Source organism: Streptomyces sp. NPDC018610 (assembly GCF_044391765.1).
GTDB lineage: Bacteria > Actinomycetota > Actinomycetes > Streptomycetales > Streptomycetaceae > Streptomyces.
The window spans coordinates 24206-45530 of sequence record NZ_JBISAL010000018.1; the positions used below are offsets into that span (position 1 = coordinate 24206).

Below are 21325 nucleotides of genomic sequence, written 5' to 3' on the forward strand. Positions count from 1 at the left end.
GCCCGCTCGGAAGGCCACAGGTGCGGTCAGCGCACCGGGAAACCGAAGGAGTAGCCCTGCTGCTTCAGCCACGGCAGCACCTGGCGCAGGGCGGCCACGGTCTGGGAGCGGTCACCGCCCGCGTCGTGGAACAGCAGGGTCGGCCCGTTGGGGACCTCGTGCTTGACGGTGGCGACGATGGTCGCGACACCGGGCCGCTCGAAGTCCTTGGAGTCGACGTTCCAGCCCAGCGGCCGCATCCCGTGGGACGCGGCGAGCGTCCGGCTGTACGGGGTGAACGCGCCGCCCGGTGCGCGGTAGTACATCGGCCGGACGCCCCCGGACGCCTCGGTGATCATGCGCTCGGCGTCGAGGATCTGCTGCGACTGGTAGGCCTGCGACTTGTGGTCCATCGAGGTGTCGTGGGACACCGTGTGGTCGCACAGCCGGTGCCCGGCCGCCACGACCGCCTTGACCAGGTCGGGGTGCGCCTTGGCCTGGGGGCCCACCATGCAGAAGGTGGCCTTCACCCCGTAGTCCCGCAGCACCTGCAGCACCTGCGGGGTCCAGACGGGGTCCGGCCCGTCGTCGATGGTGATGTTGACGCCCCGCGCCCCGAGGTCCGAGGCGTGGGCGATCGTCACCGCCACCTTGGCCGTCCCCGCCCCGGCGCCCGGAGCACCGGAAGCCGCCCCCTCGGCCCCGGCGCCCTCCGTGGAGGGACGCCCCGAAGCCTGCGCCCGCGCGTGTCCGTCCCCCGACGGATCGGCCTGCGCCGTCCACACCGAGGCGGCCGTCGCCACCGCGGTCACCCCCAGCGCCGCCGCGAGCACCCGACCGTGCCAACTCCGTCCGCCATGCCGCACCATGTCCCCGCCCCGCCTCTTGCCGTCCGTGTCCTTCAGCGCGCGCGTTCCCGGCCCGCGCACTTCTGAGGACGGTGGAAAGTCCCCTGAGGATCCCGCTGTTACGGATCACTGACAAATCCGCGGACCGAGCGCGACAGCGGCGGCCCGGCCATTTGCTGACACACCGTCTCAAACCGTGCGCATCACACCGGTTCGCGCGCCGTGTCACCGCCCCGAGCGCCCCCGCCCGGGGGAGACACCGGTGTCAGTGGCCCGGCTCACATGGCGTCATCGGGGTGTCGCCGACACCATGGTCCTCGTCACCGGCAGGCCGAAGGGATCCAGGATGTTCCGCAAGGTACTGGTCGCCAACCGGGGCGAGATCGCGATTCGCGCGTTCCGCGCCGGCTACGAGCTGGGAGCGCGTACCGTCGCCGTCTTCCCGCACGAGGACCGCAACTCGCTGCACCGGCTCAAAGCCGACGAGGCCTACGAGATCGGCGAACCCGGCCACCCGGTGCGGGCCTATCTCTCGGTGGAGGAGATCGTCCGCGCGGCGCGCCGGGCGGGTGCGGACGCCGTCTACCCGGGCTACGGGTTCCTGTCGGAGAACCCGGAGCTGGCGCGCGCCTGCGCCCGGGCCGGCATCACCTTCGTCGGACCGGACGCCGACACGCTGGAGCTGACGGGCAACAAGGCCCGCGCGGTCGCGGCGGCCCGCGCCGCCGGGGTGCCGGTGCTGGGCTCCTCCGCGCCCTCCACCGACGTGGACGAACTGGTCCGCGCCGCCGAGGACATCGGCTTCCCGGTGTTCGTCAAGGCCGTCGCCGGCGGCGGCGGACGCGGCATGCGGCGGGTCGAGGACCCCGCCGCGCTGCGCGAGTCCATCGAGGCGGCCTCCCGCGAGGCCGCGTCCGCGTTCGGCGACCCGACGGTCTTCCTGGAGAGGGCCGTCGTCGAACCGCGCCACATCGAGGTGCAGATCCTCGCCGACGGCGCGGGCGACGTCATCCACCTCTTCGAGCGGGACTGTTCGGTGCAGCGCCGCCACCAGAAGGTGATCGAGCTCGCCCCCGCCCCGAACCTCGACCCCGACCTGCGCGACCGCATCTGCGCCGACGCGGTCCGCTTCGCCCGCGAGATCGGCTACCGCAACGCCGGCACCGTCGAGTTCCTGCTCGACCGCGAGGGCAACCACGTCTTCATCGAGATGAACCCGCGCATCCAGGTCGAGCACACCGTGACCGAGGAGGTCACCGACGTCGACCTGGTGCAGGCCCAGCTGCGCATCGCCGCCGGCGAGACCCTCGCCGACCTCGGACTGTCCCAGGACACCGTCACGCTGCGCGGGGCGGCCCTGCAGTGCCGCATCACCACCGAGGACCCGGCCAACGGCTTCCGGCCCGACACCGGCCGGATCAGCGCCTACCGCTCCCCGGGGGGCTCGGGCATCCGCCTGGACGGCGGAACCACCCACGCCGGCACCGAGATCAGCGCCCACTTCGACTCCATGCTGGTCAAACTCACCTGCCGAGGAAGGGACTTCAAGGCCGCGATCGGCCGGGCCCGGCGCGCGGTCGCAGAGTTCCGCATCCGCGGCGTCGCCACCAACATCCCCTTCCTCCAGGCCGTCCTGGACGACCCCGACTTCCGGGCCGGGCGGGTCACCACCTCGTTCATCGAGCAGCGCCCGCACCTGCTCACCGCCCGCACCTCCGCCGACCGCGGCACCAAGCTGCTCACCTACCTCGCCGACGTCACCGTGAACAAGCCGCACGGCGAGCGCCCCGAGACCGTCGACCCGGTCACCAAGCTGCCGCCGCTGCCGGCCGGGGAGGCGCCCGCCGGATCCCGGCAGCGGCTCGTCGAGCTCGGCCCGGAGGGCTTCGCCCGCGCGCTGCGCGCCTCGCCCACCCTCGGCGTCACCGACACCACCTTCCGCGACGCCCACCAGTCCCTGCTGGCCACCCGGGTGCGCACCAAGGACCTCCTCGCCGTCGCCCCGGTCGTCGCCCGCACCCTGCCCGAGCTGCTGTCCCTGGAGTGCTGGGGCGGCGCCACCTACGACGTCGCCCTGCGCTTCCTCGCCGAGGACCCCTGGGAGCGGCTGGCCGCGCTGCGCGAGGCGGTGCCCAACATCTGCCTCCAGATGCTGCTGCGCGGCCGCAACACCGTGGGCTACACCCCGTACCCCACCGAGGTCACCGACGCCTTCGTCCAGGAGGCGGCCGCCACCGGCATCGACGTCTTCCGCATCTTCGACGCCCTCAACGACGTGGGCCAGATGCGTCCCGCCATCGACGCCGTACGGGAGACCGGCACCGCGGTCGCCGAGGTCGCGCTGTGCTACACCGCCGACCTGTCCGACCCCGGCGAGCGGCTGTACACCCTGGACTACTACCTGCGTCTGGCCGAGCGGATCGTCGAGGCCGGCGCGCACGTGCTGGCCGTCAAGGACATGGCCGGACTGCTGCGCGCGCCCGCCGCGGCCACGCTGGTCTCGGCGCTGCGCCGCGAGTTCGACCTCCCCGTCCACCTGCACACCCACGACACCGCGGGCGGCCAGCTCGCCACCTACCTGGCCGCGGTCCAGGCCGGCGCCGACGCGGTGGACGGCGCGGTCGCCTCGATGGCCGGCACCACCTCGCAGCCGTCGCTGTCCGCGCTCGTCGCCGCCACCGACCACTCCGAGCGGCCCACCGGCCTGGACCTGAAGGCGGTCGGCGACCTGGAGCCGTACTGGGAGAGCGTCCGCAGGATCTACGCGCCCTTCGAGGCGGGCCTCGCCTCCCCGACCGGCCGCGTCTACCACCACGAGATCCCCGGCGGCCAGCTGTCCAACCTGCGCACCCAGGCGGTCGCGCTCGGCCTGGGCGACCGCTTCGAGGAGATCGAGGCGATGTACGCCGCCGCCGACCGCATCCTCGGCCGGCTGGTCAAGGTCACCCCCTCGTCCAAGGTGGTCGGCGACCTCGCCCTGCACCTGGTGGGCGCCGGTGTGACGCCGGAGGACTTCGAGCGCACACCGGACCGGTTCGACATCCCCGACTCCGTCATCGGCTTCCTGCGCGGCGAGCTGGGCACCCCGCCCGGCGGCTGGCCCGAGCCGTTCCGCACCAAGGCCCTGAAGGGACGCGCCGAGGCCAAGCCCGTGCGGGAGCTGACGGCCGAGGACCGCGAGAGCCTGGAGAAGGCCCCTCGCGCCACCCTCAACCGGCTGCTGTTCCCCGGCCCCACCCGCGACTTCGAGACCCACCGCCAGGCCTTCGGCGACACCGGCGTCCTGGACAGCAAGGACTTCTTCTACGGGTTGCGCCCGGCCCAGGAGTACGCCGTCGACCTCGAACCCGGCGTACGCCTGCTGATCGAGCTCCAGGCCATCGGTGACGCGGACGAACGCGGCATGCGCACCGTCATGTCCTCGCTGAACGGCCAGCTGCGCCCGATCCAGGTGCGCGACAGCGCCGCCGCCTCCGACGTCCCCGTGACGGAGAAGGCCGACCGGACCGATCCCGGCCACGTGGCGGCGCCGTTCGCCGGTGTGGTGACGCTCGCGGTCGCCGAGGGCGACGAGGTGGCGGCCGGCGCGACCGTGGCCACCATCGAGGCGATGAAGATGGAGGCCGCCATCACCGCCACCAGGGGCGGCCGGGTGGGCCGGCTGGCCATCAACCGCATCCAGCAGGTGGAGGGCGGCGATCTGCTGATCGAGATCGTCTGAACCACCCTCAGGCAATACCCGGAGGGAGTGGCGGAGGAGCGTCCGGCGGTGGGCCGGACGCCCCTCCGCCGCTCCCGCGTTCAGCGCCGTGGCGGGGGGCAGTCACGTCCGTTCAGGGCCCGGTAGGCGAACCGGGTGACGACCTCCCGCCTCCGTCGGCGTGCCGTACACCTGGACCGTGCTGCGCCCCGGCGAACAGCCCCCGGCCGGGACCGACGGCGCCCGGCTGGTCGTCGACGCGGACGGCCACGCCCACGCCGCCTGCGCGGCCTCGGCGGGCGATGTCTTCCTGGTCCGCTCCGACGGCCACCTCGCCTGACCGCGCCGCAGGGCGTCGGCCCGCGGCCGATCACGGTCGCGGACCGGCGCCGTCGTGCGGACGGGGCGGTTCCGTCGGACGGGGCGGACCCGGCAGCCCCCTCACCGCGCGGCGGCGTCCCCCGGTCCCAGCCAGCCCCGGGCGGCGGCCGCGAGCGCCGTGATGCCGGTGCTCAGGGTCGGCTCGACGACCGGGGCGAAGTGCGGGGAGTGGTTGGAGGGCTGCCGGCGCGCCACCTCGGCCAGCTCCTCGAAGCCACGGGCCGAGGCGAAGGCGGCCGGGTCGGCGCCGCCGAGCAGCCAGTACACGCAGGGCGCCCCGGCGGCCCGCGCCAGCACCCCGACGTCCTCGCTGCCGGTGGCCGGCCCGGGATCCACCAGGCGCGCGGCGCCCAGCGCCCCGGTGAGCGCCGCACTCGTCCGCGCGCACGCCGACGGATCGTTGACGACCGCCGGGAACGACTCGGTACGCGAGATCTCCGGCTCGCGCGGCGCGCCCGAGGCGACGGCCTCGGCGCGGACGACGCGTTCCACGGCCGCCAGCACGCTCGTCCGCACCGCCGGCTCGTAGGTGCGGATGCTCAGCAGCAGCTCGGCGCGGTCGGCGATGACGTTGGGCTTGGTCCCGGCGTGCAGGGCGCCGACGGTGACGACCGCGGTGGAGGTGCCGGCCACCTCCCGCGCGACCACGCCCTGCAGGCGCATGACCGTCGCGGCGGCCATGACGACCGGGTCGACGCAGGCCTCCGGCCGGGAGCCGTGACCGCCGCGGCCGTGCAGGACGACGCGCAGCGAGTCGGAGGCGGCGAACGCCGGCCCGGGGTGCAGTCCCAGGTAGCCGGCCGGCAGCGGCGCCACGTGCTGGCCGAGCACCACCTCCGGCCGCCCGAACCGCTCGAACAGCCCGTCGTCGACCATCGCCTGGGCGCCCTGGCCCATCTCCTCGGCGGGCTGGAAGACCAGCAGCAGCGTGCCCCGCCAGGCGGCTCGGTCGGCGGCCAGTTCGGCCGCCGCCCCCAGCAGACAGGTGACGTGCATGTCGTGACCGCAGGCGTGCATGAGGGGGAGGGTGCGGCCCTCGCCGTCCGTGGTGCGCGCGGTGCTGGCGTAGGGCAGGGCGGTCTGCTCCGCCACCGGCAGGGCGTCCATGTCGGCCCGCAGCGCGACCGTGGGCCCGTCGCCGTTGCGCAGCACTCCGACCACGCCCGTGCCGCCGACGCCGGCGGTGGTCTCGTACCCGGCGGCGCGCAGCCGTCGTGTCACGATCCGGGCGGTGCGGTGCTCGGCGAAGGCCAGTTCCGGGTGGGCGTGCAGGTCGCGGTAGAGATCGGCGAGGTCGCCGTGCGGGAACGGAGTGCTGGGCATCGTGCCACCTTCCGGTATCCGGGTCCGGCGGTGCCACCGCACAGGCGCACCGCCCGGGCCTCAAGATAGCCAGGGGACGATCTTCCCGCCCGCCCCCGTGCCCTCCCGGCCGCGCCGGCCGCGCCGACGGCCGGTCACCGGGTCCGCTGTCCGCGGCCCGCCAGTACCGCGTGGACGACGACGCCCACGAACAGGAACAGCACGCCCTGGTACACCGCCGCGTAGCCGGCGCCCGCCATCAGCCACAGGGAGAAACCCGCCGCGACGGCGGCGATCACCGAGTCCCGCACCAGCCGGGCCGGGTTCACCAGCTCACGCCGTCCGGTGACCAGGTGGCGGATCTGGGCGGCGGCGGCCAGCAGGTACGGCACGGTCGCGGTGAACGTCGTGACCAGGACCAGGACCTGGAAGACCTTGGCCGAGCCCGACGTGTAGTTGTAGACGGTGAGCAGCGAGGCCAGGACGACGGTCACGCCCACGCCGACCGTCGGCACGCCCCGCCGCCGGCGGGCGAACACGGCGGGGAACAGCCCGTCCCGCGCCGCGGCGTAGGGAGTCTGGGCGCTCAGCAGCGTCCAGCCGTTGAGGCAGCCGGTCATCGACACCAGCGCGGCCGCCGCGACGGCCCAGCCGCCCCAGCTGCCGCCGAACATGGCGTTCACGGCGTCGGAGAAGGGCGCGGTGGAGTGCACCAGCCGGTCGTGGGCGACGGTGCCGAAGACGGAGAGGGTGCCCAGCAGATAGACGAGCGCCGCGCCCACGGTGCCGATCACGGTGGCGCGTCCCACGTTGCGCCGGGGATTCTTGACCTCGCCCGCGCTCACGGCGGCGGACTCCACGCCCAGGTAGGAGAAGAGCAGGATCGCCGCGGAGGCGGAGACGGCCCCGATGCCGCTCTGGCCGCTGGCGTTGAACGGGCCCAGGTTGTGCGGGTCGAAGAAGAACAGCCCGCCCACTGCGACGAGCAGCAGGGGCACGAACTTCAGCACCGTGGAGACGAGCTGCACCGCGCCGACGTAGCGGGTGCCCGCGAAGTTGGCCAGCGCGGGCAGCCACTGCAGGACGAGCGCCGCCAGACACGCCGTCCAGCGGTGGCCGCCGACCGGGATCAGCACGTCGAGGTAGCCGACGGCGGCGACGGCGAGGGCGGCGTTCGACACCCAGGTGGTGATCCAGTACGCCCAGGCGGCGAGGAACCCGGCGAAGTCGCCGAAGGCCTCGCGGGCGTAGACGTAGGGGCCGCCGGTGCGCGGGTCGCGTTCGGCGAGCCGGCCGAAGACCAGGGCGAGCGCGATGGCGCCGGCGGTCAGGACGCCGAAGGCGACCAGGCTGACGGTGCCGTACGGGGCGACGGATGCGGGCAGCAGGAAGATGCCGCCGCCGATGATGTTGCCCATGACCAGCGCGGTGGCGACGGGCAGCCCGAAGCGCCGGGCGTGCCTGCCCGCGGAGGCGGTGGGATCCTGGACGGAACTGCCAGGGGCGGAGGCCGCAGGCTTCTCCTGCGGGGCCGGAGCCGGCTGCGCGGCGGTCCCGGGGACGTGCATGGGATGGTGCGCCTCTCGTCGAACTGATGTCCAGGATCGCCGGACAGGTCCCATCGTCCGACATGTGCCGAGGTAGCTCCAAATCAGACGTTTTTGTCCCGTATCGCACCGCCAGCAGCCGGAGAATGTGCGCCGCGATGTTCCCGCAGCCGCGAATCCTGCAGGTGGGAGGGGATCGGCGACGGCGGGCGGCGACCCGGGGCGCCGCCTCGGTGCGGACGGCCGGCGTCGACCGTGCGCGCTCCTGGGGCGCCCACAGTGAGATGACTCACGGCAGATGATCTAGCGTGGGCGGTATGTCCGAGTTGCCGCATGGGGAACATGGCCGCCCGCCCAGCCCGGCCCAGCGCTGGGCCGCCTTCCGCGCCTCGCCCTTCCTGCCCGCGACCGTGCTGGCGCTGATCCTGGCCGCCGCGGCCGGACTCTTCGCCGGTTCCTACACCTACGCCATGGCCAACCCCACCCCGCGCACCATCCCCACCGCGGTCGTCGGCGCCTACGACCAGCCGCAGGGGCGGCGCTTCATCGACGGCATGGAAAAGGCGCTGGCCGCCTCCCTGCGGCTGCGCGCCTACGACACCCGGGCGGCGGCCGAGACGGACGTCGACGACCAGCGGGTGTTCGCCGTGCTGGAGATCCCGGCGGCCGGCGACGCCGTCGTCCTCGACGTCTCCGGCGCTTCGGGCGCCACGGTCGCCCAGGTGCTGGAGGAGGCGGCGCAACAGGTCGGCAAGGTCACCGGCACACCCGTCACGATCCGTGACCTCAAACCGCTGCAGAAGGGCGACCCGCGCGGACTGGCGATCTTCTACATCTCGCTCGCGGCCGTGATCATCGGCTTCGTCGGCGCCATCCAGCTCAGCGTGCACGCCCGGGCGCTCAACCCCGCCGAGCGCATCCTCTTCACGGCGGCCTACGCCCTGCTCGGCGGGTTCGTGATCGCCGCGGTGGTGGACTGGATGCTGGGCGCCGTGCACCTGCCGTTCGTGGAGTCCTGGATGATCCTCGCGCTGACGATGTTCGCCTCCGGCATGGTCTTCACGATGTTCAACACCCTGTTCGGACGCTGGGCCATGCTGCCCACCTGGGGACTGATGGTCCTGCTCGGCAACCCGTCCTCCGGCGGCGCGGTCTCCTGGCCGCTGCTGCCCTCCCCGCTGGGCGTCATCGGCCGGTGGCTGCCGCCCGGCGCCTCGGTGAACGCCCAGCACACCGCCGTGTACTTCGCCGGCCACCAGCACGCCTTCCCCTTCCTGGTCCTGGCGGGCTGGGCGGTCGTCTCCTGCGCGGTCTTCTGGCTCTGGCGGCACCGCCACCCCGGCGGCCGCGCCGCCGCACCCGCGCACGCCGCCCCCTGACCGGCCCTTACCCGAGAAGTCATCGACCCGGCGCCCGGCGCGTGCCAAGATCGTCCTCGAACGGAGCCGACCGACCGGAGGACGCCATGACCGCCTACGCCATCGCCCACCTGCGCGAGGCCGCCCCCCACCCGGAGATCGCGGAGTACATCGAGCGCATCACCGCCACCTTCACGCCCTACGGCGGCCGCTTCCTGGTGCACGCCGCGCAGCACGAGGTGAAGGAGGGTGCCTGGCCCGGTCACGTCGTCGTCATATCGTTCCCGGGCATGGCCGAGGCGCGCGCCTGGTTCGACTCGCCCGCCTACCGCGAGATTGCACCGCTGCGCACACGCCACATCGAGGGCGACCTCATCCTGGTCCCCGGCGTCCCCGAGGGCTACGACCCCGCCACCACCGCGAGGGCGCTGCGCGAGTCGCTGCCCGCCCGGTAGCCGCCGGCCGCCCCGGACGGCGAGCGGCGCCCCGACCCGGCGCCCGGTCGTACGCCGGACCACGCACCCGGTCAGACGCCCGACAGCCGAGCGCCCGGTCACCGCGGCCGCCGGGCCCGCCGGGCGCGCCTGACGGTCACCGGCTCGCCTCCTCCCGTCGCACGGCGAGCCTCCTCCCGTCGAGGACCGACACCGACGGGGCGCCCGCCGCGCGGCGCTGCGGCCCGCCCCGGGAGCCCTCGCGGGCGACGTGCGCGCCATCCGCCCCGGGAGGCCGGGGCACACCGGGAGCCCCCGAACGCTCCAGCCAGTCGCGGTACACCGGCGACTGCTGGGCCGCCTCCCAGTATGCGTCGGCCAACTCCACGAAGACGCTGTCGAGTTCGTCCTCCGTACGGGCCGCGAGCAGCAGCCGCACCCCGATCGGGTCGCCCCGCAGCGGCCGGATGGCGAGGTCGGGGCGCGGATGCGCGGTGGGCTGGCTGACCGTGACCACCTCGCCGATGGCTGCCAGGGAGTACGCGGTGAGGTAGTCGCCGTGCAGCATGTCGGGTTCCAGTCCCGCCGCGCGCAGCACCCGGCACAGGGCGTTCCACTCGCCGTCGACCGTGGAGTCGACCATCCACCGCTCGCCGGCGAGATCGGTGAGCGGCACCTCGCGCCGCGCGGTCGCCGGGTGGTCCGGGGCGAGGGTGACGAACTGCGGTTCGCGTTCGACCAGGACCCGCAGACAGAGCCCCGGCGGGACGCGCAGCGGGCTGCCCTCCACCTCGTGCACGAAGGCCATGTCCAGCCGGCCCGAGGCGACCATGCGCAGCAGCGAGTTCGCGGACACGTCCATCTGGAGCGTGGGCTCGGTCCGCGGCGCCCGGGCGCGCAGCCGTCGCAGCCAGCCCGGGAGCGCCCGGCTCGCGGTGGCGCCGATCCGCAGCCGCCGCCCGCTGGAGGCCCGGGCGGCCGCGGCCCTCGTCTCGGTGACGAGCGCCGCCAGCCCGTCGACCAGCGGCCTGGCCCGGCTGAGCACTTCGTGCCCCAGCGGCGTGGCCCGGCACCCGGTGCGCGCCCGGACGAAGAGCTGGCCGCCGAGCGTCTGCTCGATGCGGCGCAGCTGGGTGCTCAACGAGGGCTGCGCCATGCCGAGTTCACGAGCCGCTTTGTGCAGACTGCCGGTGTCCGCGATGGCGCAGAGGACGCGCAGATGTCTGACCTCGAGCTCCATGGGGGGAGCGTAGGGCGGCTCCGGGACGGCCCGCCAGATGTTCAAATCCCAACGGAACCGCACGAGTCGGCCCCCGATAGCCCCGTGCTATCCCCGATTGCCATCATCCGCCGCACCGTTGGTCTGCCCGAGACTCCTGCGTAACCGATCGTTCACACCCCACAGGGAACGAGTAGGAGCCCCCCATGACGTCGTCCCGCACGAACTCCAGGTCCCCGAAGTCCGGTCGCAGACTCCTGGCCCTCGCGCTCGGTGTCGGCCTCGCCTCCGCCGCACTGGGCACCGCGGTCCCGGCCGCCGCACAGCCGGCCACCGCCCCGTCCGCCACCGTCGGCTACGCGCACTACGCCGGCTCGGCCGAGAACGCCGCCGCCAACAAGGCCTTCTTCGACGCCGTGCTGAAGTCGGTCGCGAAGAGGCAGGCCGCCCACCCGAGCCTGAAGTCGGTGACCGTCTACTACAACGCCGCCCAGGCGCCGAGCTTCCGCTCGCAGATATCGAGCGCCGCCTCCATCTGGAACAGCTCGGTGTCGAACGTCAAGCTCCAGGCCACCTCCGGCAGCGCCGACTTCGCCTACTACGAGGGCAACGACTCGCGGGGCTCCTACGCCTCCACCGACGGCCACGGCCGCGGCTACGTCTTCCTCGACTACGCCCAGAACCGGCAGTACGACTCCGTGCGCGTCGCCGCGCACGAGACCGGCCACGTGCTGGGCCTGCCGGACCACTACAGCGGCCCGTGCAGCGAGCTGATGTCGGGCGGCGGCCCCGGCCCGTCCTGCACCAACCGCTACCCCAACGCCAACGAGCGGTCCCGGGTCGACCAGCTGTGGGCCTACGGCCTGGCGCAGGCCGTGAAGGAACTGGCGCACTGACGCCGCGCCGTCCGCGAGGCGGGGACCGCGGCACGCGCCGCGGTCCCCGTCCCTGTCCCCGGTCCTTCCCGTCCGTCCCCCCACCGGCGGCGGGCGCCGCCCCACCCCGTGAGGCGGCGCCCGCCCCGCGCCCGGGCGGGAAGGACCGGTACCACGCCCGCATCCGCGATACGGCGCCGGCGGCTACTTGCTGACGGCGAAGCGCATCAGGGCGTGCTCGTCGCCCTGCTTGATCTTCCCGGTCACGTTGATGACCTCCAGCTTCCAGGCGCCGCCGACCCGCACGGCCTTGGCCACGGCGCAGCCGTTGTCCTGGGTGAGCAGGCTCGGCCAGATGTCGGCGACCTGCTGGGAGCTGCCCCCCGTCGCGTCGTAGACCTTGAAGCTGATGTTGCGCGCCTTCTGGAAGGAACTGCCCTTCTTGAACGCCGCGGCGACGAACACGATCGCGGTGATGTTGGGCGGTACCCGCGCGAACTCGACCGTCACGGTCTCGTCGTCGCCGTCCCCCCGGCCGGTCTGGTTGTCACCGCTGTGCACCAGGGAGCCGTTGCCCATGGGGTCCAGCGAGTCCAGGCCCGCCAGACGGACCGGGTCCGCGCCCTGCATGGCGACGGCGATGAGATCCAGGTCGGTGCCGGTCTTGCGGCGGAGCATGCCGACGACCCCGCCGCTGGAGCCCGCGGTGGGGTCCCAGGACACCCCGATGGACAGATGCGTGACACCGTCCAGGTCCGCCGGACCGTCGTCCTTCGTCAGCGTAATCATGCGTTGATCATCCTCCGTGGTGAGATCGCGTCACGCAAAGTCTGCACGGAAGGCCCGCTGTCGCCCACAAGTGGTCCACGGTTGACTGTTTCGTCCATGAATGCGGGGCCGTCTCACGTCTTCCCCCGCCCCGCCGCCTTCCCGATAGGCTCGGCGACCGTGAACGGACGGTGCGGAACAAGCCGTCCGGACGCCCCGCCGGGGCCGGGGGCCGGTGACACCGCCGTGACCCGCGGCGCGCACGCTCCTGTGCGGAAGCCGTCCGGAACGGCCCGGCGCGCCGACGACGAGGGGGAGGACCGTATGAGCAGCAGCACCTCCGGCGCACGCGAGGGCGCGAGCCCGCCGCGCGACCGCACGGGCCAGGCCGAGGCCTTCGACGCCATCGGCGACCGCTACGACGAGGCCTTCCCGCACAAGGAGGGGCAGATCGCGGCCACCGAGTGGCTCGTCGAGTCCCTGCCCGCCGGATCCCGTGTGCTGGACCTCGGCTCCGGCACGGGAGTCCCGACCGCCCGCCGGCTGACGGAGGCCGGGCTGGAGGTCGTGGGCGTCGACCTGTCGGCCGGCATGGTCGCCCTCGCCCGCGAGCAGGTGCCCGGGGCGGAGTTCCACCACGCGGACCTCGCCGACCTGCGCCCCGGCGGCCCCTTGGACCTGGGCCGCTTCGACGCGGTCACGGCCTTCTTCTCCCTGCTCATGCTGCCCCGCGCCGAGATCCCCTCCACTCTCGTGACGATCCACCGGCTGCTCGCGCCCGGCGGGCTGTTCGCGCTGTCCATGGTGGAGGCCGACGTGGACGACGTCCCCATCCCCTTCCTCGGCCGCCGCATCCGGGTCTCCGGCTATCCGCGCGCCGCCCTGCGCGAGGTGGTCGAGGCGGCGCGCTTCGACGTCGTCGAGGAGGCCTCCCACGGCTACGCCCCGGGCGGCGCGGACGTACCGCCCGAGGAGCACCTCTTCCTGCGCTGCCGACGCCGCGGCTGAACGGGCGCCGGCCCGCGGCCGGCGAGGCCGCGGGCCGGCCGCGGGTCAGTTCAGCGCGGGCGGAGCCGCCTGCGGCCCCGTCGCCCACGCCGAGGGCCGCGGGCCGACGGTGTAGTCGAGGGTCCGCAGGGAGCGCAGCGCGCCGGTGGTGAGGTAGGTCCGGTCGTAGCGCGAGCCGTCGGCGCGCAGCCCCTGGACGTACCGGTCGGCGTCCGAGGTCCCGGCCGCCGTGATCGTCAGCCAGCCGTGCGGGTAGTAGCGGCGGTCCAGCGTCAGGTCGACCCGGTCGAAGACCGGCGTGGACAGCCCCCAGGTGTCGTATCCGGGCTGCACCGGGAACAGTCCGATGGACGACAGCACCACCCAGGCGGACATGGTGCCCAGGTCGTCGTTGCCGGTCATGCCCGTCGGGGTGTCGGTGAACAGGGTCAGCGCGGCGTGCACCACGTCCGTGGTCTTCCACGGCTGCCCGGTCGACAGATAGGTGTACGGGGCGATGAGGTCGGGCTCGTTCTGCGGGTTGTACTTGTCGGCGTTGTAGTAGTCGTACGGCCCGTTGACCCACACCTCGCGCGCCGTCCTCGCCGGGTCCTCGAGCAACCGGTCGTAGGCGAAGAAGGAGTCGAGGCGGTCGTCGGCGGCCCGGGCGCCCCCGATGAGGCCGACCATCCCCGGCAGGTCCTGCGGCACGAGCCACTGGTACTGCCAGGACGTCCCCTCGTGGAAGCCCTCGCTCTGCGCGGGGTCGGCCGGCCCGGTGAAGGCGCCGGAGGCGTCGCGGGCCCGGAAGAAGCCGGTCGAGGAGTCGAAGACCGTGCGGTAGTCGCGGGACCGGGCGGCGTAGCGGTCGGCGTCCTGACGGTGGCCGAGATCCCGGGCCATCTGCGCGAGCATCGCGTCCGACAGGGCGTACTCCAGCGTGGCCGAGGCCCCGTGGTCGTAGTCCGAGTCACCGGGCTTGGCGTGCGGGCGGTCCTTGAGGTACGGGACGAACCCGTTCGCCAGGTACTCCTTGTTGCCCTCGCGGCCCACCGCGGGCGAGGAGGCCGGCGGCACCCCGTCGGCGTTCTTCCTCAGCACCCGGTACGCCCGCTCCTCGTACCCCTCGAGCAGTCCCTGCTGGTAGGCGTTGGTGAGGAACGGCGTCACCGGGTCGCCCGTCATGATGTTCGTCTCGACCGTGCCGTAGCCCCACTTGGGCAGCCAGCCGCTCTCCTCGGCGATCCGGATCACCGAGACCGCCATGTCCCGGGCCTCGCGCGGCGCGAGCAGGGACAGCAGCTGCGACTGGGTGCGGTAGGTGTCCCACAGCGACCAGTTCTGGTAGTAGGTGTACCCGTCGGTGCGGTGGATCCGCTGGTCCCAGCCGGTGTAGCGGCCGTCGGTGTCGCTGCCGACGTTGGGCGCCAGGAACGACCGGTACAGGGCCGAGTAGAAGGTGCGGCGCGCGGTGCCGGCGCCCCCGGACACCCGCACGTCCTCCAGCCGCTTCTCCCACGCCCGTCGCGCCGCCGCCCGTACGGCGTCGAACGGACGGCCGCCCTCGGCGCGCAGGTTGCCGGCCGCGCCGGCCGCGTCGACGTACGACAGCGCGGTGGTCGCCTCGACGGTGCGGTCCTTCGTCGTGTCGAACCGCACGTAGGCGCCGCCGCTGCCGGTGGCCGAGCCCGGCGTCACCGTCGAGCCGTCCCAGGTGCCGTACGCGGTGAACGGACGGTCGAAACGGGTGATCGTGTAGACCGTGTACGGCAGCGTGTCCTGGCAGAAGCCGCGGCCGGTGATCGCGGTGCGCACGGTGCGGTCGTCGAGGACCTCCACCTTCGTCGCGACCGTCCGGTGCAGCGCCTGCCCGGCGTCGAGCAGGACGTTGGCCTTGTCGGTGGCGGGGAAGGTGTAGCGCTGCACGCCGGTGCGGGTGGTCGCGGTCAGCTCCGCCTCGATGCCGGAGTCCAGGCCGACCCGGTAGTAGCCGGGGCTCGCCGACTCGTCCTCGTGGGAGAAGCCGGCGGCGTACTTCGCGTAGTCGGTCTGCGTCACGTCGCCGGTGGTCGGCAGCACCGGCAGGTCGCCGCCCAGGCCGCAGCCCACGCCCGAGAGATGGACCAGGGAGAAGCCGCGGATGTGGTCCTGGGAGTAGTCGTAGCCGGTGTTGTGCCCGGTGTCCGGCGACAGCTGCACCATGCCGAACGGCACGGCGGCCCCCGGATAGGTGTTGCCCTCGTTCTGGGTGCCGATGAACGGATCGACCAGGTCGGTGAGCGGTCCGCTCCGCTGCGCGGCGGCCTGCGCGGCGACGGGCGCGGTCAGCAGCGCGGACGCCGCCACCGCCCCCGCCACGCACAGACGCAGACCGCGCAGCCATCCGGCGCGGGCGTTCGGGAAGGGTCCGGCGCGCACGGGACCTCCTGTCTCGGAGTGTCAGACAACGTTGTCAAACGATCGGTCAGGGGCATGACAGCACGGACAACGCCATGACGGCAAGGGCCGGGACGCCACCGGATCGCGCCGGTTTTCCTTGAACGCGATGCGCGGCCGGGGGAGTGGCGGTCACCACAATTCCGCCCGTCACACCCGCAACCGGACGTGGCGAATCTCGCTCTCGCCGGACGATCCGTTTGCCACTGCCACGAGTGAGCAAGCGGTCCCTGCACGACCGTGCGCAGGCAGAGAGGAAGCACCATGGCGGACAACGAAGACGGTCTCCACGACATCGACGCCGACCCCGAGGCCCTCAAACGCCACCGCACGCTGTTCAGGGCCGTCCGCCGGCGCAGGAATCCCCCGCTGCGGCGGACCGACATCACGGTCACCGACGAGGCCGCCGTCAGACGCGCGGTGAAGGCCGCCTCCCTCGGCAACGCCATGGAATGGTTCGACTTCGGCATCTACAGCTATCTGGCGGTCACCATCGGCCATGTGTTCTTCCCGTCCGGGAACGACACCGTGCAGCTGCTGTCGTCGTTCGCGACCTTCGCCGTGTCCTTCCTGGTGCGCCCGCTCGGCGGCATGGTGTTCGGCCCGATGGGCGACAAGATCGGCCGCAAGAAGGTGCTCGCGCTGACGATGATCATGATGGCGGTCGGCACGTTCGCCATCGGCCTGATCCCGTCGTACGCCGCGGTCGGCTTCTGGGCCCCCACCCTGCTGATCCTCTTCCGGCTGGTGCAGGGCTTCTCCACCGGCGGCGAGTACGGCGGCGCGTCCACGTTCATCGCCGAGTACGCGCCCGACCGGCGGCGCGGCTTCTTCGGCAGCTTCCTGGAACTCGGCACGCTCGCCGGCTACGTCGGCGCGGCCGGCCTGGTGACGGTCCTGACCGCGCTGCTCGGCGGGGACGGGATGGAGTCCTGGGGATGGCGGGTGCCGTTCCTGGTGGCCGGGCCCATCGGCCTGATCGGTCTGTACCTGCGGCTGAAGCTCGACGAGACGCCCGCCTTCCGGAAACTGGAGGACGCCTCCGTCCACCGGGCCACCGAAGCGGCGTCGGCCGTCGAGACGACCGCCAAGGGCGACCTGGCGAAGATCTTCCGCGACCACTGGCCGACCCTCGTCCTGTGCGTCTGCCTGGTCGGCGCCTACAACATCGCCGACTACATGCTCCTGTCGTACATGCCGACCTACCTGTCGGACGAGATGGGCTACTCCGAGACCCACGGCCTGCTGATCCTCATCGCCACGATGGTGGTGCTGATGCTGCTGGTCAACCAGGTGGGCCGGCTCTCGGACCGGGTCGGCCGCAAGCCGGTCCTCATGGCCGGCATGCTCGGCTTCCTCCTGCTGTCGGCGCCGGCCTTCCTGCTGGTCCAGCAGGGCGGCCTGGCGGCGGTGTCCGCGGGGATGCTGATGCTCGGACTGTCCCTGGTGTGCCTGCTCGGGACCATGTCCGCCGCGCTGCCGGCCCTCTTCCCGACCCAGGTGCGCTACGGCTCCCTGTCCATCGGCTACAACCTCTCCGCCTCCCTGTTCGGCGGCACCACCCCGCTGGTGATCACCGCGCTGATCTCCGTCACGGGAAGCGACCTGATGCCCGCCTACTACGCGATGGCCGCGGCCCTCGTCGGAGTCGTCTCCGTGGCCTGCATGAAGGAGACGGCGCGCCGGCCCCTGGCGGGCTCCCCGCCCTCCGTGGCGACGCCCGAGGAGGCGGCGCGGCTGGTGGAGAGCCAGGCGGCGACCCCCAGGTTCTGACGGCCCCGCGGCCCGCCGGTGCTCCGGCGGGCCGCACGCGCGGCGCCCCTCAGCGCGTCGGCCGCCTGCCGCGCCGCCCGCCGAGCCGGATCCCCAGCAGGAGCACGTCGGCGACGAACACCACGATGCCGATGATCAGCAGGAACGTCAGACCGGAGGCGACGACGCCGATCACCCCGAGGGCGACGGCCACGAGGACGAGGAACAGGAAGAGAGCCAGCATTGTCCGTTCGCTTTCTCGGCCCACCGGCGCGCGGCCGCCGGGGGGAGCGGTGGTCAGTGACTCGCGGGGCGGGGCCCCGCGGCGGCGTCGGGCGGCCCGGGCCTCATCGCCGGGCCAGCCGACGCTGCCCGGCCGCGCCGGTCTCGTACGGCAGCCCGTAGTGCTCGAACACCGCGGGCTCGTCCCCCACGGGGAGTTCCCCGTCGGTGTCGATGGACGGGGCGTCCTTGACGTACTTCTTGTCGTAGGCGACGTTCAGGTGGCCGGGGCTCACGGTCGCTCCCTCGAGCGGGACGAACACCAGCCGCTGGCGCCCGAGCATCCCCGTCTTCACGGTGGCGAAGAAGGGCTGGTCGGTGACCGTGTCGACGTAGACGGCCTCCAGCTCACCGATCTTGCTGCCGTCGCCCCCGTGGACCGCTTGTCCCCGCCACTGACGGATGTCCTGCGCCTCGAACATGGCGTCCTCCACTGTCTCGCGCTGTTCACTGGGTGAAACACGTACCCGCCCCACCAGGAATGTCACGGGCGGCGCGGGCCACGGGGAGGCACGGGTCACCCCATCGCCGCCACGGCGGGGGAGCGCGGCGCCCATGGGAAGATCGGTTGCCTGGGCGCGGGACGCGGCGTGGCCGTAGGATCGGAGCTTCCTTGGGGGAGGTGGTCATGGGCATGCGGCGCCCGGGCACGCCGACGCTTGAGGAGGTGGCCGCCCTCGCAGGCGTGGGGCGGGGCACCGTCTCGCGCGTCATCAACAACGCGGCCGGCGTGAAGGAGTCGACACGCCGTGCCGTGCGACAGGCCATCGCCGAGCTGGGCTACGTCCCCAATCTGGCGGCCCGCTCCCTCGCGGGACGGCGCGCGGACGCCGTCGCCCTGGCCATGACGGAGCGGGACTGGCGGCTGTTCGGCGAGCCGTTCTTCGCCGAGACCGTCCACACGGTCGGCGACGCCCTCGCCGAGACCGGTGTACAGCTCCTGCTCACCCTGATCCGCACCGACGTCGAGCGCAAACGGTTCGTGGAGTACGCGCGCGGCGGCCGTGTCGACGGCGTGCTGCTGGTGTCCGTGCGCGCCGACGACCCGCTGCCCGACATGCTCGCCGAGGCGAGGCTGCCCACCGTGCTGCTCGGCCGGCGCTCGGGCGAGGAGCGCATCACCTACGTCGACGCGGACAACGCCGGCGGGGCCCGCGACGCCGTCGCCCATCTGCTCGGCCAGGGACGCACCGCGATCGCCACCATCACCGGGCCGCTGGACATGTACGTCGCCCAGTGCCGGCTGCGCGGCTACCGGGAGGCCCTGGCGGCGGCCGGGCTGGACGGCGGGCCGTCCTGGACCGCCGAGGGCGACTTCACCGAGGCGAGCGGCCGGCGCGCGATGACCGAGCTCCTGGCGCGCCATCCGCACGTCGACGGCGTCCTGGCCGCCTCGGACACCACCGCGGCCGGAGCTCTCACCGCCCTGCGCGAGGCCGGCCGCCGGGTGCCCGAGGACGTCGCCGTGATCGGCTTCGACGACTTCCCCCTCGCCCGGGACACCGTCCCGCAACTGACCACGGTCCGCCAGCCGATGGGGGAGATCGGCCGCGCGATGGTCCGGCTGCTGCTGGAGGAGATGGAGGAGCCCCAGGTGGCCTGGCGTCACGTGCTCCTGCGCACGGAACTGGTGGTGCGCGAGTCGGCCTGACGGACGGGCGGCTGCCACGTCCCGCCGGAAGCGACCCGCTTCCGCTTCGTCGCTCTTTCGGTCCGCCTTCGTCTTCCTTTCGTCCGGTTCGGCCGTCGTCTTCGCCCGGCACGGCCGTCGCCGTTCGTCCGGTACGACCCTCGCCGATCGCCCGCACGGTGCCCGGTAGGGCCGTCGTCGCGGCGCGAGGTCCGCCTCCGGGGCGCCCGTCCCGGTGCCGTCCGGCGGCCTTCCGCGCGAAACTTTCGGGAGCGCTCCCGGCCGTCGGCCGACCGCTCGTCGTGGTTGCCCGATGCCTGTGACCAGGCCTTCGGCGGCTTCCCTCCACTCCCTCGCGTCCACGGTCTTGTCAGGGACATGCGTTACTCCTACAGTCCCGTTCAACCGGTGCTTGGGAGCGCTCCCACCTCTTGTCGGTGACGGGGCACGTCCCTCGACGTCGACCATCACACTCCCTCGTCCGTCAGGCGGCGCCTCCCCCTGGCGGACGGGGGCTCCAGCGTCCGCCCACCGGACGGCACCACGCAGAGAACGCAAACGATCACCCTCATCCGACGGAAGGATCGAACGTGGCTCGACGCAGCAGACTCCTGTCGGTGGCGGCGGCCTTCGCCACCCTCCTCGCGGCCCTGGGGCTGACCCTGCTCGGGCAGGGCCGCGCCGAAGCGCACGGTGTCGCGATGCTCCCCGGATCGCGTACGTACCTGTGCCATCTGGACGCCCAGACCAGTACCGGCGCACTCGACCCCACCAACCCGGCGTGCCGGGACGCGCTGGCCAAGAGCGGCGCCACGGCCCTGTACAACTGGTTCGCCGTGCTCGACTCCAACGCCGGCGGGCGGGGGGCCGGTTACGTGCCGGACGGCACCCTGTGCAGCGCGGGGGACAAGTCGCCGTACGACTTCTCGGCCTACAACGCCGCCCGTGCCGACTGGCCGAGGACCCATCTGACCTCCGGGGCCACCATCCAGGCGCAGTACAGCAACTGGGCGGCGCACCCGGGTGACTTCCGGGTGTACGTCACCAAGGCGGGCTGGTCGCCGACGGCCCAGTTGCGCTGGAACGACCTTGAGCTCGTCCAGACGGTCACCAATCCGCCCCAGCAGGGTTCGCCCGGCGCCGACGGCGGCCACTACTACTGGGACATGAAGCTGCCCTCCGGCCGCTCCGGCGACGCGCTGATCTTCATCCAGTGGGTGCGTTCCGACAGCCAGGAGAACTTCTTCTCCTGCTCGGACGTCGTCTTCGACGGCGGCCACGGCGAGGTGACCGGCATCCGGGGCCAGGGCTCCTCGACGCCCACGCCCACGCCGACCCCGACCCCCACTCCCACGCCGACCCCGACCGACCCGCACACCGGCTCCTGCATGGCCGTGTACACCGTGACCAACTCCTGGAGCGGCGGGTTCCAGGGTTCGGTGGAAGTGATGAACCACGGCACGACGCCGCTGGGCGGCTGGTCGGTGACGTGGAAGCCGGGCGCCGGCACCCGTATCGGCAGTGCGTGGAACGGGTCCCTGTCGACGGGTGGCGACGGCACGGTCACGGTCAGGAACGTGGACTACAACCGGGTCGTCCCCGCCGACGGCAGTGTCACCTTCGGGTTCACCGCCACGTCCACGGGCAACGACTATCCGGTCGGTTCGGTCGGCTGCACCGGTTCGTGAGGAGGAGGTGAGAGGGCGGGGCGGGGGCCGCGGGCCCCCCCCCCCCCCGCCCCCCCCCGACCCCAACCCCCCCCCCCCCCCGGGGTTTTGCGTGGCCGACCCCCCGCCCCCGTGCTCTGACGACGAAAGCAAAAAATCA

At 73.1% G+C, this 21325-nt stretch carries 17 protein-coding genes; 9 read left to right on the top strand and 8 right to left on the bottom strand.

Annotated features, from left to right (window positions below; genetic code table 11):
• Positions 1-26 precede the first annotated feature (26 nt).
• Positions 27-848 (bottom strand): polysaccharide deacetylase family protein, encoded by an 822-nt coding sequence (locus ACH5A8_RS33275; protein ID WP_399007727.1) that lies wholly within the window; start codon positions 846-848, stop codon positions 27-29.
• 325 nt (positions 849-1173) lie between these two features.
• Here ACH5A8_RS33275 and ACH5A8_RS33280 point away from each other — a divergent pair, with 325 nt between their 5' ends.
• Positions 1174-4548, top strand: a complete 3375-nt coding sequence (locus ACH5A8_RS33280; RefSeq protein ID WP_399007728.1) for a pyruvate carboxylase — start codon at positions 1174-1176, stop codon at positions 4546-4548.
• Between the two features lie 160 nt (positions 4549-4708).
• Positions 4709-4867, top strand: a complete 159-nt coding sequence (locus tag ACH5A8_RS33285) for a hypothetical protein (RefSeq protein WP_399007729.1) — start codon at positions 4709-4711, stop codon at positions 4865-4867.
• Between the two features lie 101 nt (positions 4868-4968).
• Here ACH5A8_RS33285 and ACH5A8_RS33290 read toward each other — a convergent pair whose 3' ends face one another.
• Both ACH5A8_RS33290 and ACH5A8_RS33295 read right to left on the bottom strand, forming a co-directional pair.
• On the bottom strand, positions 4969-6231 hold the full coding sequence (locus ACH5A8_RS33290) for an amidohydrolase (protein WP_399007730.1): 1263 nt from the start codon (positions 6229-6231) through the stop codon (positions 4969-4971).
• A 134-nt stretch (positions 6232-6365) separates the two neighbouring features.
• Entirely contained in the window at positions 6366-7778 is a 1413-nt protein-coding gene (locus tag ACH5A8_RS33295) for an amino acid permease (RefSeq protein ID WP_399007731.1), read from the bottom strand.
• A 296-nt stretch (positions 7779-8074) separates the two neighbouring features.
• Between ACH5A8_RS33295 and ACH5A8_RS33300 the strand changes: the two genes are divergently transcribed.
• Positions 8075-9136, top strand: a complete 1062-nt coding sequence (locus ACH5A8_RS33300) for an ABC transporter permease (RefSeq protein ID WP_399007732.1) — start codon at positions 8075-8077, stop codon at positions 9134-9136.
• 86 nt (positions 9137-9222) lie between these two features.
• A complete protein-coding gene (locus tag ACH5A8_RS33305; protein WP_399007733.1) occupies positions 9223-9570 on the top strand; it encodes a DUF1330 domain-containing protein in 348 nt (115 codons plus the stop codon).
• Between the two features lie 136 nt (positions 9571-9706).
• Here the strand turns inward: ACH5A8_RS33305 and ACH5A8_RS33310 are convergent, their stop codons facing one another.
• Positions 9707-10789, bottom strand: a complete 1083-nt coding sequence (locus tag ACH5A8_RS33310; protein WP_399007734.1) for a LysR family transcriptional regulator — start codon at positions 10787-10789, stop codon at positions 9707-9709.
• Positions 10790-10974: 185 nt separating this feature from the next.
• On the opposite strand from ACH5A8_RS33310, the gene snpA reads away from it, so the two are divergent.
• Positions 10975-11664 (top strand): snapalysin, encoded by a 690-nt coding sequence (gene snpA / locus ACH5A8_RS33315; RefSeq protein ID WP_399007735.1) that lies wholly within the window; start codon positions 10975-10977, stop codon positions 11662-11664.
• A 183-nt stretch (positions 11665-11847) separates the two neighbouring features.
• On the opposite strand, the gene ACH5A8_RS33320 is transcribed toward snpA, so the two are convergent.
• On the bottom strand, positions 11848-12432 hold the full coding sequence (locus ACH5A8_RS33320; RefSeq protein WP_399007736.1) for a TerD family protein: 585 nt from the start codon (positions 12430-12432) through the stop codon (positions 11848-11850).
• A gap of 303 nt (positions 12433-12735) precedes the next feature.
• Between ACH5A8_RS33320 and ACH5A8_RS33325 the strand changes: the two genes are divergently transcribed.
• Positions 12736-13419 carry a class I SAM-dependent DNA methyltransferase gene (locus tag ACH5A8_RS33325; RefSeq protein ID WP_399007737.1) on the top strand — a complete coding sequence of 228 codons (684 nt, stop codon included), beginning with the start codon at positions 12736-12738 and terminating at the stop codon, positions 13417-13419.
• A gap of 45 nt (positions 13420-13464) precedes the next feature.
• Here the strand turns inward: ACH5A8_RS33325 and ACH5A8_RS33330 are convergent, their stop codons facing one another.
• Positions 13465-15816, bottom strand: a complete 2352-nt coding sequence (locus ACH5A8_RS33330; protein WP_399007738.1) for a GH92 family glycosyl hydrolase — start codon at positions 15814-15816, stop codon at positions 13465-13467.
• A 282-nt stretch (positions 15817-16098) separates the two neighbouring features.
• Between ACH5A8_RS33330 and proP the strand changes: the two genes are divergently transcribed.
• The gene (gene proP / locus ACH5A8_RS33335; RefSeq protein ID WP_399007739.1) at positions 16099-17607 is read left to right on the top strand and encodes a glycine betaine/L-proline transporter ProP; all 1509 of its coding nucleotides are present in this window, start codon (positions 16099-16101) and stop codon (positions 17605-17607) included.
• Between the two features lie 49 nt (positions 17608-17656).
• On the opposite strand, the gene ACH5A8_RS33340 is transcribed toward proP, so the two are convergent.
• Both ACH5A8_RS33340 and ACH5A8_RS33345 read right to left on the bottom strand, forming a co-directional pair.
• On the bottom strand, positions 17657-17830 hold the full coding sequence (locus ACH5A8_RS33340) for a hypothetical protein (protein WP_399007740.1): 174 nt from the start codon (positions 17828-17830) through the stop codon (positions 17657-17659).
• Between the two features lie 103 nt (positions 17831-17933).
• Positions 17934-18290, bottom strand: coding sequence for a PRC-barrel domain-containing protein (locus tag ACH5A8_RS33345; RefSeq protein ID WP_399007741.1), 357 nt, complete (start codon positions 18288-18290; stop codon positions 17934-17936).
• Positions 18291-18496: 206 nt separating this feature from the next.
• On the opposite strand from ACH5A8_RS33345, the gene ACH5A8_RS33350 reads away from it, so the two are divergent.
• Both ACH5A8_RS33350 and ACH5A8_RS33355 read left to right on the top strand, forming a co-directional pair.
• Positions 18497-19519 carry a LacI family DNA-binding transcriptional regulator gene (locus ACH5A8_RS33350; RefSeq protein WP_399007791.1) on the top strand — a complete coding sequence of 341 codons (1023 nt, stop codon included), beginning with the start codon at positions 18497-18499 and terminating at the stop codon, positions 19517-19519.
• 569 nt (positions 19520-20088) lie between these two features.
• Positions 20089-21186 (top strand): lytic polysaccharide monooxygenase, encoded by a 1098-nt coding sequence (locus tag ACH5A8_RS33355; RefSeq protein WP_399007742.1) that lies wholly within the window; start codon positions 20089-20091, stop codon positions 21184-21186.
• The last annotated feature ends 139 nt before the right edge of the window (positions 21187-21325 follow it).